This is a genomic window from Paraburkholderia sp. CNPSo 3076 (assembly GCF_026343935.1).
Classification (GTDB): Bacteria; Pseudomonadota; Gammaproteobacteria; order Burkholderiales; family Burkholderiaceae; genus Paraburkholderia; species Paraburkholderia nodosa.
In genome coordinates, this window is record NZ_JAPMAL010000025.1 from 1 (window position 1) to 13,993 (window position 13,993).

Here is a 13,993-nt window from a genome sequence, read left to right on the forward strand (position 1 = left end):
GACCGGAGTGGACGAACCTCTGGTGTACCGGTTGTCACGCCAGTGGCATCGCCGGGTAGCTATGTTCGGAAGAGATAACCGCTGAAAGCATCTAAGCGGGAAACTCGCCTTGAGATGAGATATCCCCGGGGCTTCGAGCCCCTTGAAGGGTCGTTCGAGACCAGGACGTTGATAGGTCAGGTGTGGAAGCGCAGTAATGCGTTAAGCTAACTGATACTAATTGCCCGTAAGGCTTGATCCTATAACAGGTGTGCCTCCGCCCCGCGTGGGTGAGCAGGACGCACAGGTTGAGAGAATCACGTGTTGTGCCGGAAACAACACAACCCCAATTGAGCAACACCTCTTTACGCTTCTTCCCGATTGGCTGTGGCGCAGAACCCTGCGACGCAGCAACCCGTCATGCCTGATGACCATAGCGAGCTGGTCCCACCCCTTCCCATCCCGAACAGGACCGTGAAACAGCTCCACGCCGATGATAGTGCGGATTGCCCGTGTGAAAGTAGGTAATCGTCAGGCTCCTTATGCTGTAACGTCCAGAACCCCGGTAGCTCCGAAAGAGCACCGGGGTTCTGGCGTTTGGGCGTGAGAAAAATAAAAAGCAGCTCGCCAATTCAAGGCGCCAGCCAGGTGCCGCGCCATTTCCCTTCCTCAAACACCAGACTGGCCCGCCTATGTCCTGTGGGGTTCAAATCGAGGTAGTCAATTCTCGATACGGTGACATCAATCAGGCAAAAGTTTTCGAATCCCGCTGATGAGTCGGGATCGCCGGCGTGCGTCGCTGCATGCGCCTCAACAGGTGACGCAACCGGTGTCGCAGGTGCAAGCGGCGTGCGATACACGATCAACGTCCGAGGTCTGCTCGAGCTCCAGACCGCCCTCGTTTCCGGGGGCGTCTCGACGATTCTCGCAACGCCGTCCAGCCTTATCTGGATCCCGCCGTCGAGATCACAGCCAACGAGCGATATGCGCGGGTCGCGCCTCAATTCGGCCACCTTCGTAGACCGCACGTCGGTATGAAACATGACTGAACGCTGCTCGCGAGAGGCACGGCGCAACACGACGGTCCGCACGGCAGGCGCGCCGTCTAGCGCGATCGTCGCGACCTGCAGCATCGTGAAGGGCGAGTGCTCCTTTCCCGCACTGGCGCCCGCGTGCAGGCGTGCCCAGACCTCATCGACGATCTGATCCATATTCGCCGCGTTACAGAGCACGCACGATGCCGCCATCGACACGGATGTTTTGCCCCGTGATGTACCCCGCGGCATCCGACAACAGGAACGCGACCGTTTGTGCGATCTCCTGTGTCTTCCCGAAGCGGCCAACCGGAATGCGGGCGACGATTTCAGGCGTTTCGGGCCAGCTGTCGATAAACCCCGGCAGCACGGAGTTGATTCGAATATTGTCCTTCGCGTAGCGATCGGCATAAAGGCGCGTGAACGAACTCAACGCGGCGCGCAGCGCAGAAGAAACAGGCATGGTCTGCTCAGGCGCATCGGCGGCAAAGCTCGAAATATTCACCACCGCGCCGCCGCCTTGCTCGAGAAACGCAGGCGTCACGCAACGCAGCACGCGAGCGACGTTGAGCACGACGAGATCGAGCCCGAGGTGCCACTGTTCGTCTGCGATGGAAAGCAGGTCGCCCTTCGGCGGATGACCCGTGTTGTTCACCACAGCGTCGATGCGGCCAAACTTTTCGAGCGTTTCGCGAACGAACCGGTCGATACAGTCCGGTTCGGTTACCGAGCCCGTAAAGCCGAATCCGCCAAGCTCTCTCGCGAGTTCGGCCGCGCTGCCGGAGGGTGACATCAAGGCCAGACGGTAGCCGCTGGCTGCCAGTTCGCGCGCGATCGCCGCGCCCATACCCTTGCCGGCCGCCGTGACGAGTGCTACTTTTTCTACTGCCATGGTGCTCCCTCCTCGAATTAGACTTAGCGCATCAGCGCTGCGCTACATGGGTTTCGTGTAGAAACTGTATGGCGTTATGACTTGATTGTCGAACGATGATTCTTATAGTCTGACAATAAAATTTCTGCTGGCTCGTTGCCGGATCACTGCGGGCTGATCGCCGGTTTTCCACTAGCCAATTTACCCGTTGATGCATTCATTGAAGCCACGCCACCTGCCGCCGCTGAATGCGCTCCGCGCGTTCGACGCATCCGCCCGGCACCTCAATTTCCGCCTTGCGTCCGCGGAACTCGGCGTCACGCAAGGCGCCGTCGCGCAACAGGTGCGGGTGCTGGAGGACGCCCTGAATTTGCCCCTTTTCGCGAGGGGGCCGCGGGGTCTCGCTCTCACGACCGAGGGGCAGACTTACTTCGCTGCCGTTCAGCGGGCGCTCACGATCGTCGCCGACGCGACCGCGGCACTGAACCTGCGCTCGACCTCCCTTACGATCAGCACGACGCCGTCATTCGCTTCGAAATGGCTGATACCCAGGCTGGCAGAATTTGGAGAGCAACACCCGGAAATCGACGTCCGGATCATTGCTGATGCGGCGCTGTGCAACTTCAGGTCCGACGGCGTGGATATCGCGGTGCGGCTCGGCAAGCCACCGTTCGCGAAAGGTCTCGTCAGCGACCTGCTATTTCCGCTACAGGTGTTCGCCGTAGCCAGCCCGCAACTGCTCAAGCCCGATCAGCCGGTGCGCACGATCTCGGACCTGGAAAACTATGTGCTGCTCCACGATTCTCATGATCTGTGGCCGGAGTTTTTCAACGCTCTGGGCTGCACAAGCGCACTGGGCGGGCTGAAAGGGCCGCACTTCAGTCAATCGTCGCTCGCCATCGATGCCGCCATTGCGGGGCACGGCATTGCGCTCACGAGTGAGCATCTCGTCGAGCGCGATATCGCGGCCGGAAGGCTGCGACGCCTGTTCGATTTCTCGTTGTCATTGTCGCTAGGTTATTACGTCGTCCTCCCGCAGAGCAGCGTCCGGTGGGAGACGAGCCAGAAGCTTCGGACCTGGCTGCTCGCCCAGTTCAACTCCGCATTGAAAGCGGCGCCATCAGCGCGTTGAAGCTGCCGTTCGCAGCCAGCAAGTTCTGCGCCACCATCCGCATTGCAGCGCAGCGCCTCACCGCGAGGCAGCGCGTGCGCACGCATTCATCGTTCGATCACCTTGCCGGTGCATAATGACTGAACCGCCGATGCAGTCGATGACTATCCGCCAAGGAGTTCGTCATGCTAGCGAGGAACGAAGAATTCGTCGCCCATCTGCTCTCCGACGTCATGGAATTTGCGCGGGCGCGCTTGCCCGAGCCGACATTCCAGATCGTCGAGCCATTCCTGCGGCACTACTACGATTTCGCTGACGCCGAAGATCTGCGCAGCCGCGGCATCGCCGACCTATACGGCGCCGCCATGGCGCACTGGCGAACCGCGCAGCGCTTCGTGCCGGGCAGCGAGCGCATGCAGGTCTACAACCCGATCCTCGAACAGCACGGTTGGCATTCGGACCATACGGTCATCGAAATCGTGAACGACGACATGCCGTTTCTCGTCGATTCGGTTTCCATGGCCGTCAACCGTCTGGGCCTCGCCCTGCATTCCGCGCTGCACCCTGTATTCCGGATCTGGCGCGGCAAGGACGGCACGATCGAGCGTGTGGACGAGGGCGGCGCTAGCGCCGGCGACGGGCAATCGCAGCTCGCCTCGTTCATCCACTTCGAGGTGGACCGCTGCGGCGACGCAGCAAAGCTCGACGAACTGCGCAGCGACATCGCCAAGGTGCTTGGGGACGTGCGGTCGTCCGTGGAAGATTGGCCGAACCTGCTCGAGGCCGCGCGCACCACCATCAAGACGATGAAAGCGCGCGAAACGAGCGCAGAGGACATCGAAGCTCGCGCGTTCCTCGAATGGATGGTGGCCGACCATTTCACCTTCCTCGGCCAGCGCGATTACGCGCTGGTTGCGCATGACGGCGGCTACGCCCTGCGCGGCGTGGAAGGCTCGGGCCTCGGCATTCTGCGCGAATCGCTGCGCGCGCCGGGCACGCCCGACATCACGCCGTTGCCGCCCGCGGCCGTAGACATCATCAGCGGCGCGTGGCCCATTTTCGTGACGAAAGCGAACTCGCGCGCCACGGTGCACCGGCCCGGCTATCTCGACTATGTCGGGGTAAAGCTGGTCGGCGCGGATGGCAAGGTGTGCGGCGAGCGCCGCTTCGTGGGCCTCTACACCTCGACCGCCTATATGGTCTCCACCGCCGAAATCCCGATCGTGCGGCGCAAATGCGCGAATATCGTGCGGCGCGCGGGGTTTCTGCCGAAAGGCCATCTCGGCAAATCGCTGGTGACGGTGCTGGAAACCTATCCGCGCGACGAGCTGCTGCAAGCGAGCGAAGACGAGCTTTTCGACATCGCACTCGGTGTGCTGCGCTTGCAGGAACACCAGCGTACGCGGCTATTCGTGCGGCGCGACCGCTTCAACCGCTTCGTTTCATGCCTCGTGTATGTCTCGCGTGACAAGTACAACACCGATCTGCGGCGGCGGATTGCAAACCTGCTTGTGGACGCCTTCAACGGCGTTTCCGTGGAGTTCACGCCGCTGCTTTCGGAGTCGGCGATCGCGCGGATTCATTTCGTCGTGCACGCCGAGCCCGGCACGATGCCCGAAGTCGACACGCACGAACTGGAAGCGAGGCTTGTGCAGGTCACGCGCCGCTGGCAGGACGATCTGGCGGATGCGCTGCTCGACGCATTCGGCGAAGAGCAGGGCACGAGTCTGTTGCATCGCTATGCCGATTCGTTTCCACCGGGCTATCGCGACGACTATCCGGCGCGCACGGCGGTACGCGACATCGAGCTGATCGAGCGCGTGCAGGGAACGCAGCGCATCGCGATGAATCTGTACCGGCCCATCGAGGCGGGGCCGCGTACGTTCCGCTTCAAGGTCTATTGCGCGGGCGAAGCGATTGCACTCTCGCGCAGCCTGCCCATGCTGGAACATCTCGGTGTGCGCGTGGATGAAGAGCGACCCTATGTGATCGAGGCGCCTTCTTGCGCGCCTGCCTGGGTCCACGATTTCGGCCTCGAACTCGCGGACGACGCCGAATTCGACATCGAACGTGTGAAGGGGCTATTCGAAGACGCATTCGAAAGCGTCTGGAACGCACGCATCGAAAACGACGATTTCAACCGGCTCGTGCTGCGCGCCTATCTGAGCGCGCGCGAAGTGACGATCCTGCGCGCCTATGCAAAGTATCTTCGCCAGGTGGGCTCGACATTCAGCGACGCCTATATCGAGCGTGCGCTAACCGGCAATCCCGCAATCGCCCGGCAGTTCGTCGAACTATTCGTACTCCGGTTCGATCCACGCGATTCACAGGCACGGGAAGAGCGCACGGCGCTCATGCTCAAGGCCATTGAAAGTGCGCTCGACCAGGTGCCGAATCTCGACGAAGACCGTATCCTGCGGCAGTTTCTCGGCGTGATCAATGCGACGGTGCGCACGAACTATTTCCGCCGCGAAACCAATGGCGCAGAGCGGCCCTCGCTCTCGTTCAAATTCGATCCGTCGAAAGTGCCTGGCCTGCCCGAACCCAAGCCGATGTTCGAGATCTGGGTCTATTCGCCGCGCGTGGAGGGCGTGCATTTACGCGGCGGACGTGTCGCGCGCGGCGGCCTGCGCTGGTCGGATCGCCGCGAAGACTTCCGCACCGAAGTGCTGGGTCTGATGAAAGCCCAGATGGTGAAGAACGTCGTGATCGTGCCGGTGGGATCGAAGGGCGGTTTTGTCGTGAAGAATCCGCCGCCGGCGAGCGACCGCGAAGCATGGATGCGCGAGGGCGTGGCGTGCTATCAGACCTTCCTGCGCGGCCTGCTCGATCTCACCGACAATCTCGTGAACAATGCGATCGTGCCGCCGCCCGATGTCGTGCGCCACGACCCCGACGACCCGTACCTCGTCGTGGCCGCCGACAAGGGCACCGCCACGTTCTCCGACTACGCGAACGCGATATCCGCCGAATACGGCTTCTGGCTCGACGATGCTTTCGCCTCGGGCGGCTCCGTGGGCTACGACCACAAGAAGATGGCGATCACGGCGCGCGGCGCGTGGGAATCGGTCAAGCGGCATTTCCGCGAAATGGGCGTGGATACGCAGGCCACGGATTTCACCGTGGTCGGCGTTGGCGACATGTCGGGCGACGTGTTCGGCAACGGCATGCTGCTCTCGCCGCATATCAAGCTCGTTGCAGCCTTCGATCACCGCCATATTTTCCTCGACCCCAATCCCGATGCGGCCGTGAGTCTCGCGGAGCGCACCCGGCTCTTCGCGCTCGAACGCTCGAGCTGGGCCGACTACGATCCGGCCACGATATCGGCGGGAGGCGGCGTGTTCGCGCGCACCATGAAGACGATCCCGCTTTCGGCCGCGGTGCGCACGTCACTCGGCATCGAGGCGGCAGCGCTTTCGCCAACCGAGTTGATTCGCGCGATCCTGCTGGCGAATGTCGATCTGCTCTACAACGGCGGCATTGGCACCTATGTGAAAGCCGCGCGCGAAACCAACGCGCAGGTCGGCGACCGCGCCAACGACGCGGTGCGCGTGAACGGCTCGGAACTGCGCTGCAAGGTCGTGGGCGAGGGCGGCAACCTCGGCGTCACCCAGTTCGGGCGCATCGAGTTTGCGCAGCACGGCGGCCACATCAACACGGATGCGATCGACAACTCAGCCGGCGTAGATTGTTCGGATCACGAAGTGAACATCAAGATCCTGCTCGGACTCGTGGTGGCCGACGGTGAGATGACGACGAAACAGCGCAACACCTTGCTCGCGGAGATGACCGACGAAGTCGGCCTGCTGGTGCTGAGCGACAACTACTACCAGACCCAGGCGCTTTCGATCGCGGGCCGATACGCCGTCGAACTGCTCGACGTCGAATCGCGCCTCATGCGCTGGCTCGAACGCGCGGGACGTCTGAACCGCCATATCGAATTCCTGCCGACCGACGACGAAATCGCCGAACGCCAGGTGGCGAAACTCGGGCTTACGTCGCCAGAGCGCGCCGTGCTGCTCGCTTACAGCAAGATGTGGCTCTACGACGCGTTGCTCGACTCATCCGTGCCGGAAGACCCGCTCGTCGCGGACTTGCTGATCGACTACTTCCCGCAGCCGCTGCAGCAGCGCTTTAGCGAACCCATGCAGCGGCATCCGCTGCGGCGCGAAATTCTGGCGACGCATCTGACGAACGCGCTCGTGAACCGCGTGGGCTGCGCATTCGTGCACCGTTTGATGGAGGAAACCGACGCGCAACCCGGCGAAATCGTGCGCGCGTGCATCATGGCGCGCGACGTGTTCGGCCTCAATGACATCTGGCGCGCCATCGACGGGCTCGACAATCGCGTGCCCGACGACGTGCAGGCGCGCATGTTCGTCGACATCGCGCGGCTGCTCGAACGCGCGGCGCTATGGTTCCTGCGGCATCTGCAGGCGGGCGCGGTGGATAACGATAGCGTGAGCACACTGCTGGCGCGCTGCCGCGACGCCGCGCAGCGCCTCGCGCCGCAATTGCCGACGCTGTTGCCCGAAGCGGATCTCGAAGCGCTTTCGGCACGCCAGGGCGAGCTCGTGAAGGCGGGCGTCGAGAACGCGCTCGCGCTGCGCGTGGCGAGCGGAGATATTTCGGTAGCACTGCTCGACATCGCCGATGTGGCGGCGGCGTGCGACCGCCCGCTGGAGCGCGTTGCGGCAGCGTACTTCGCCTTGGGCACGCGGCTCAATTACAGCTGGATTGGCGAGCGTGCTGCGACGCTGCCCACGCCGACGCATTGGGACACCATGGCGCGCGCGGCGGCGCTCGCCGAGGTGGCGCACCTCAAGCGCGCGCTCACCACGAACGTGCTTGCACAAGGCGCCGATGCCGCGGACGCACAAACGCTGGTGGACGCGTGGTGCGCTCAGCACGAGGCTGCGCTGGCGCGCTATGGGCAGTTGCTGACGGAACTGCGTGCCTCGAGCGGCGTGAGTCTTTCCGTGCTGCTCGTGATCGTGAGGGCGATGGCGGCGCTCGAAAGGGCTTGAGGGCTTGAAGACCTGAACGATGACGGCGGTGCAAGCGGCTCACGCGGCGGCCGCTTCGGTCACCGCCTGCGTGCTCGTCACGGCCGCCGCATGCTCGCGAATCAGACGGTAGACCGTCTCGCCGGCCACCGTCTCCGACTCGAGCAACTGATCGGCGATCGCGCGCAGCACTGGCTCGTTCGCACGCAGCAACGCGAAGCACGCGTCGTTGAGTTCGTGCAGCAGCCCATTCGCGTGCCCGATCGCGGTCTTCAACTGCAAGCCCGCGACCTGCTGCGGCAGCGCCGCGAGGCTGAACAGGTTGCCATCCGCGTTGAAGCCGTGCTTCGACACCATGTCGAGGCTGATGCGCGAGGCCTCCTGCAAATCCTGCGCCGCGCCGCTCGATGCTTCGCTGAACATGAGCAGTTCCGAATTGCGCCCGCCCAGCAGCACCTGGATCTCGTTGCGCAGTTCCGTCTCGCGATACAGGTACTTGTCCTGCATTTTCGTGATCAGCGCCACGCCCAACGCGCCGCCACGCGGCAAAATCGTCACTTCTTCGAGCACGCCGGTGCCGAGGAGGGCGGCGACGAGGCCATGTCCCGCTTCATGGATCGCAATGCGCGTGCGTTCGTCATCCGAAAGCGCGCGCTCCGCGCCATTGACGTCGCCAATGCGCGCAATCTTGATCGCCTCGAGAAAATGCACCGCGGCCACTTCCTGCTTACCGGCCTTGCGCGCAACGAGACCCGCCTGATTCACGATCATCGAGAGCGTGGCCGGCGAAAGGCCCGTGGTCAGGCGCGCGAGCTGGTTGAAATCGAGGTCGTCGACTTTCGTCTTCAGATTGCCGGCATAGAAGCGCAGAATTTCCGCGCGATCCTCCAGGTCGGGCAGACGCACCTGCACCGTGCGGTCGAAACGGCCGGGGCGGCGCAGCGCTTCGTCGAGATTGTCCGGGTGGTTGGTCGCGGCGACGATGATCACGCCTTCGTTCGACTCGAACCCGTCCATCTCCGCGAGCAACTGGTTGATGATGCGGTTGCTTTCCGCCTCGACCGGGCCGCCGCCCGTGTCGGTGCGCTTGCCGAGACCGTCCGCCTCGTCGATGAAGATGACCGTGGGCGCGTTCTTGCGCGCAAGCTCGAACAGGCGCTTGACCTTCTGAATGCCCACACCGTAATACTTCGCGCTGAAATAGCTGCCCGTGATGGCGATGAAATTCGCACCGCATTCGCCTGCAAGCGCCTGCGCGAGGCGCGTCTTGCCGACGCCCGGGCCACCCGTCATCAGCACGCCGCATGGCGCACGCACGCCCATGCTCGTGAACTGCGCCGGCTCGGTGAGCCACGCGCGCACGTCGGCGAGCGCGGCTTTCGCTTCGCCCGCGCCGATCACGTCGTCGAAGCGCAAAGTAGGCGATTCGCCGAGCAGTTGCGCGCCGCCGCCCATTTCCCGGCGCATGAACCACAGCAGGCCGCCTAGCATCAGCACGGGGAGCAGCAGACTGAGCGCGTCGCGCAGGTGGTCGAGGGCTTCTGTCCAACGCTCGGCGCCGATGCGCACATCGGCGTGCGGCAACCAGACGAGTTGCCAGGGCGGCGTTGCGCCCGGCTTCAGATCGCCGAGCAGCAGGGCGTTCGCGAACGCGCCATTATGATCGGCCACATAATACTTTTCGCCCTTGATCGTCGAGACGAGAATCGCTTCGCGGCTCACGCCGATTGCGGCGACATCGCGGTCGCGAATATCGCGCAGCAATTCCGAGGCGTCTTTCTCGCGCTTCGTCCATGGCGACGCGTCATGCCGCATTTCGCTGGCGACACCCGTAAGCGCAGCCGGCTGGGACTGCGCAAGATTCGCTTCATGCCGCCAGTAGAAAAAGCCAGCCGTCGCCGCGAGCGCGGCCGCGCATACACTCAACGCCACGTATCGGCCAAAGCGTGACCACCGCGAATTCCTTGCCGGTTTCATGAATCCATTCCTGTCCGGCGCCGCCGTGACGGCGCCAGATAATCTATCGTGGGACTGGAGGCGCTCGAACGTCTCGCCTTGCGTAGTCCATGGATAGTCAGGAATACGAAAACGACCCTTTTAATTGCGCTGCTCCTTTCGAATTATGCCTGCGTTGGGCGGTCCGCGAAAAAAGGGATTGGCGGATAAATACCTTTTAATCCGGTGATTTAGCGAGGTTGCGCGGTCTCTTAGGGGGCGCGACCAGCAATGTACGCCGGTTTGGGTGGTTTTCCCGAGAGGGCCAGACCATGCCGCAGACAGAATCAAAGGTAATGGGCAGGCCTTCCCGTATCCTCCGCGCGCGCAGAAAATCGAACGTAAATTCCCGCAGGTGTGGGTTGGATTTGCGCAGCAGATCGATGGCCGCGTGAAAGCGTCCGCGTACGGGGCTCATGTTGCACGCTCTCGAGGGCGCCAGAGTCGTTCCCGCCACTTTGCGCCGCGTTTCATCGTTGCTCCTGCGTGTGACATGCTTTCTCCGCAGCGTTGACATCGACAAGGGTGGGTGACGGTAGTTCGGCATCCTGAGCGAGTGCCGGCGGCGCCTCGACTTCCCGCATACCTTCCTTGAAACCCTTGACGGCACCGCCCAGATCGCCGCCGATATGGCGCAGCCTCTTCGTGCCGAACACCATCGCGACGATCAGCAAGACGACAAGCCAGTGCCAGACACGGAATTCGCCCATGGAAATCTCCTTTAATTCATCAAGGTTGCTATGCGTCGCGCCGACTGATGTGGCGCACGACGAGCCAGCCCGCAGCGAACAGACACGCCGCGACTCCTGAAACACGACACCGATTCTCGAGCGGACCTGATCCGGCATAGCAACGGCGTCGATATCGTCGACGAAAATGCGCCCGCTGCAAGGCGTAGCGAGCGTGGCGAGAAGCGAGAGCAGTGTCGTCTTGCCCGCGCCGTTGAAGCCGACGATGGCCACGAGCCCGGCGCCCGTGACCGTCCCCATAGTGGCGCTCGGTGCGATCCACACAACGACACGATGAGCCTGGCCGCTTTGCGTCCGCACGTACCTTTCATCCGCGTCGCAACGTGAATGCGGGAAACAGCGCGGCTATCCTGCCGACGAGTTCGTGATCGGGATAGCCTGCCATCGATACGGCATTCAAGCCGTCATCGTGGCAACCCTGAGTGCGGAAGACCTGCAGCGCGTAGTTCGTGATGTTCATTGCCGCGAGTGTCTGCGCGAGTTTCAGGACTTCGCCTTCTGGCAGCAGCCCGGGATGCAAAGTGGTGCGGCATTCGTATTGCACGCCGCTGGCCAGCACGACCTCGAGACTGGCCCGTGCATGTTTGCCACTAGAGGGTACGCGGGTGACGCTCGCATAGTCGCCAAACGCCGCCTTGACGTCCAGTCCAACCCAATCTACCAGCGGCAAGACTTCCCCGAGACGTCGCGGATGCGTGCCGGCAGTATGCAAACCAACCTTGAAACCTAGCGTTCTCACATCGCGAATGGCCTGCCCGAGCGCGGGATCGCCTGTAGGCTCGCCCCCGCTAAAGACCACGGCGTCGAGCAAGCCCACGCGGCGCATCAACAGGTTCAGAACGGCTTGCCACTCGAGCGCACCATTGCGGGTGCGCGGCTGCAAATGCGGATTATGGCAATACGCGCAACGCCACGGGCATCCCTGCACGAATACGACCGCGGCGATCTGGCCTGGATAATCGGTTGCGGTGAAAGGAACTACCCCGCCCACTCGGAGTGTGCGGGGCGCTTGCGGGCCGAAGTCCGGCCCGCACGATTTCATTTCAGTGGGCAAGCCGTGCCTCGCGTTCGCTGAAATATTTGCGCTCGTGGAATTCGCCCTTCTTGCCGGTGTTGAACGAAGAGACCGGACGGTGATAACCCATGACGCGGGTCCAGATCTCGCAGGGCTGGCGTTCTTCGTCGGACAGCGTGACGCCAGCGTGCTTTGCCTTCACAGATTGAGAGAGTACGGTGCTCATGGTTCAGACCTCAGCGGGTTCGAGTTGAGAAAGCTTGCGTTGAAGGATTTCTTCGTCGCAACGTGGGCAAAACTTGTGGCTGCCTCCCAGGTAGCCGTGCTTCGGGCAAATCGAGAACATGGGCGTGACGGTGATATAGGGCAGCGAGAATCGATTCAGCGCGCGTTGAACCAGTGTGCGGCACGCGTTAGCCGACGAAAGCGGCTCGGTCATATACAGGTGCAATACCGTACCGCCCGTGTATTTGCGCTGTAGATCGTCCTGGCGCTCGAGCGCTTCGAACGGATCGTCGGTGAAGCCAACGGGCAACTGCGACGAGTTCGTGTAATAAGGCATATCCGGCGTGCCGGCCTGCAAAATGCCCGGAAAGCGTTTGCGATCTTCCTTGGCGAAGCGGTACGTCGTTCCTTCGGCCGGCGTGGCTTCGAGGTTGTACATGTGGCCGGTTTCCTCCTGATACTCGAGCATTCGCGCGCGCACGTGGTCCAGCACGCGGACCGCCATGGCATGTCCCCATTCGCTGGTGATGTCGTGCTCGTCGGACGTAAAATTGCGGATCATTTCGTTGATGCCGTTCACGCCCAGCGTGGAGAAGTGGTTGCGCAGCGTGCCGAGGTACCGCCGCGTGTATGGGAAGAGCCCGTTGTCCATGCGATGCTGGATGACTTCGCGCTTGATCTCGAGGCTCGTCTTGCCGAGTGCTAGCAGCTCGTCGAGGCGCCGGAGCAGCCCCGTCTCGTCGCCGGCATGGACGTGGCCCAGGCGTGCGCAGTTGAGGGTGACGACGCCAAGGGACCCGGTCTGTTCGGCGGAACCGAACAAGCCGTTGCCGCGTTTGAGCAGCTCGCGCAGATCCAGCTGCAGCCGGCAGCACATGGAGCGGATCATGTTCGGCTTGAGTTCGGAATTGATGAAGTTCTGGAAATAGGGCAGCCCGTAGCGCGCGGTCATTTCGAACAGGCGGTCGGCATTCGGGCTGTGCCAGTCGAAATCGGGCGTGATGTTGTAGGTTGGGATCGGAAAGGTGAAGGCGCGGCCTTTTGCGTCTCCGGCCATCATGACTTCGATATACGCCTGATTGATCATGTCCATCTCGGCCTGCAGATCACCGTATGTGAAGGACATTTCGCGTCCGCCGATCAGCGGCACCTGCTCGCGGAGATCTTCAGGGCAAACCCAGTCGAATGTGAGGTTCGTAAAGGGCGTTTGCGTACCCCAGCGCGAAGGCACATTGAGGTTGTAGATCAATTCCTGAATGTATTGGCGAACCTCCGGATAAGACAGATTGTCGTGGCGCACGAAAGGGGCCATGTACGTGTCGAACGAACTGAAAGCCTGCGCGCCCGCCCATTCGTTTTGCAGCGTGCCGAGAAAATTGACGATCTGACCAATGGCGCTCGACATATGCTTCGGCGGCGAGGCCTCGACTTTTCCCGGTACGCCGTTCAGACCTTCGTTCAGGAGCGTGCGCAGCGACCAGCCTGCGCAATATCCCGAGAGCATGTCCAGGTCGTGAATATGCAGATCCGCATTGCGGTGAGCCTGGCCAACCGCCGCCGGGTACACATGACTGAGCCAGTAGTTGGCAATGACCTTGCCCGAGACGTTCAGGATCAGGCCACCGAGCGAATAGCCCTGATTGGCGTTGGCGTTGACGCGCCAGTCCTGTTGCTCGAGATACTCGTCGATCGAAGAGCGGACCTCGATCAACGGCTTGTCTTGCTGGGTTTTGCCCGGCGCGCCTGACGGCGCGGGGTCGCGATCGGCAATCGAGGCGGGAAGCGCAAGGGGCACGATGAACCCTCCTTTGAATACTAGATATTGTTGGTGAGGCGATCTTATTAACTACATGTAGTTCGTGTCAACGACGCTCGACGGCGAGTTTGTCGGGACTTGATCCGTGCTAATTTCGCCGGGTTCGTGCTCGATGGCAGGCAGACGTGCGCCACGGAGACCACGCATTGGACGTGTCACGCGGGACACGACGCGGCGATTACGCGCACGCGT

At 62.3% G+C, this 13,993-nt stretch carries 9 protein-coding genes, 2 rRNA genes and 1 pseudogene; 4 read left to right on the forward strand and 8 right to left on the reverse strand.

The annotated features are described in order from the left end of the window. Together M3A49_RS26890 and rrf are read left to right on the forward strand one after the other, a co-directional pair. Positions 1-241: ribosomal RNA gene (locus tag M3A49_RS26890) — 23S ribosomal RNA — on the forward strand; the annotation flags it as partial. Positions 242-402: 161 nt separating this feature from the next. Next, a 5S ribosomal RNA gene (gene rrf, locus M3A49_RS26895) occupies positions 403-516 on the forward strand. Positions 517-611: 95 nt separating this feature from the next. On the opposite strand, the gene M3A49_RS26900 is transcribed toward rrf, so the two are convergent. Further along, positions 612-1,190: a pyridoxamine 5'-phosphate oxidase family protein gene (locus M3A49_RS26900; protein ID WP_266231755.1), complete on the reverse strand. Its 579-nt coding sequence runs from the start codon at positions 1,188-1,190 to the stop codon at positions 612-614. Positions 1,191-1,200: 10 nt separating this feature from the next. Then, positions 1,201-1,905 carry an SDR family oxidoreductase gene (locus M3A49_RS26905; protein ID WP_254357882.1) on the reverse strand — a complete coding sequence of 235 codons (705 nt, stop codon included), beginning with the start codon at positions 1,903-1,905 and terminating at the stop codon, positions 1,201-1,203. Positions 1,906-2,095: 190 nt separating this feature from the next. Here M3A49_RS26905 and gcvA point away from each other — a divergent pair, with 190 nt between their 5' ends. Together gcvA and M3A49_RS26915 are read left to right on the forward strand one after the other, a co-directional pair. After that, a complete protein-coding gene (gcvA, locus tag M3A49_RS26910) occupies positions 2,096-3,016 on the forward strand; it encodes a transcriptional regulator GcvA (protein WP_266231756.1) in 921 nt (306 codons plus the stop codon). A 164-nt stretch (positions 3,017-3,180) separates the two neighbouring features. After that, the gene (locus tag M3A49_RS26915; RefSeq protein ID WP_266231757.1) at positions 3,181-8,022 is read left to right on the forward strand and encodes an NAD-glutamate dehydrogenase; all 4,842 of its coding nucleotides are present in this window, start codon (positions 3,181-3,183) and stop codon (positions 8,020-8,022) included. Positions 8,023-8,061: 39 nt separating this feature from the next. Here M3A49_RS26915 and M3A49_RS26920 read toward each other — a convergent pair whose 3' ends face one another. The 6 genes and pseudogenes from M3A49_RS26920 to M3A49_RS26945 form a co-directional block, all read right to left on the reverse strand. Beyond that, positions 8,062-9,978 (reverse strand): AAA family ATPase, encoded by a 1,917-nt coding sequence (locus tag M3A49_RS26920; RefSeq protein WP_266231758.1) that lies wholly within the window; start codon positions 9,976-9,978, stop codon positions 8,062-8,064. A 488-nt stretch (positions 9,979-10,466) separates the two neighbouring features. Further along, positions 10,467-10,706, reverse strand: a complete 240-nt coding sequence (tatA, locus tag M3A49_RS26925) for a Sec-independent protein translocase subunit TatA (protein WP_266231842.1) — start codon at positions 10,704-10,706, stop codon at positions 10,467-10,469. An 84-nt stretch (positions 10,707-10,790) separates the two neighbouring features. Beyond that, positions 10,791-10,985, reverse strand: a pseudogene (locus M3A49_RS26930) (ATP-binding cassette domain-containing protein); the annotation flags it as partial. Between the two features lie 67 nt (positions 10,986-11,052). After that, positions 11,053-11,787 carry an anaerobic ribonucleoside-triphosphate reductase activating protein gene (locus M3A49_RS26935; RefSeq protein ID WP_254357903.1) on the reverse strand — a complete coding sequence of 245 codons (735 nt, stop codon included), beginning with the start codon at positions 11,785-11,787 and terminating at the stop codon, positions 11,053-11,055. Position 11,788: 1 nt separating this feature from the next. Continuing rightward, positions 11,789-11,986, reverse strand: coding sequence for an anaerobic ribonucleoside-triphosphate reductase (nrdD, locus tag M3A49_RS26940; protein WP_254357886.1), 198 nt, complete (start codon positions 11,984-11,986; stop codon positions 11,789-11,791). Between the two features lie 3 nt (positions 11,987-11,989). Beyond that, entirely contained in the window at positions 11,990-13,756 is a 1,767-nt protein-coding gene (locus M3A49_RS26945) for a ribonucleoside triphosphate reductase (RefSeq protein ID WP_266231843.1), read from the reverse strand. Positions 13,757-13,993 lie beyond the last annotated feature (237 nt).

Coding starts and splice junctions, on each gene's coding strand:
- M3A49_RS26900 (WP_266231755.1), bottom strand. CDS start 1,190: ATGGATCAGATCGTCGATGAGGTCTGGGCACGCCTGCACGCGGGCGCC.
- M3A49_RS26920 (WP_266231758.1), bottom strand. CDS start 9,978: ATGAAACCGGCAAGGAATTCGCGGTGGTCACGCTTTGGCCGATACGTG.
- nrdD (WP_254357886.1), bottom strand. CDS start 11,986: ATGAGCACCGTACTCTCTCAATCTGTGAAGGCAAAGCACGCTGGCGTC.
- M3A49_RS26915 (WP_266231757.1), top strand. CDS start 3,181: ATGCTAGCGAGGAACGAAGAATTCGTCGCCCATCTGCTCTCCGACGTC.
- gcvA (WP_266231756.1), top strand. CDS start 2,096: ATGCATTCATTGAAGCCACGCCACCTGCCGCCGCTGAATGCGCTCCGC.
- M3A49_RS26905 (WP_254357882.1), bottom strand. CDS start 1,905: ATGGCAGTAGAAAAAGTAGCACTCGTCACGGCGGCCGGCAAGGGTATG.
- tatA (WP_266231842.1), bottom strand. CDS start 10,706: ATGGGCGAATTCCGTGTCTGGCACTGGCTTGTCGTCTTGCTGATCGTC.
- M3A49_RS26935 (WP_254357903.1), bottom strand. CDS start 11,787: ATGAAATCGTGCGGGCCGGACTTCGGCCCGCAAGCGCCCCGCACACTC.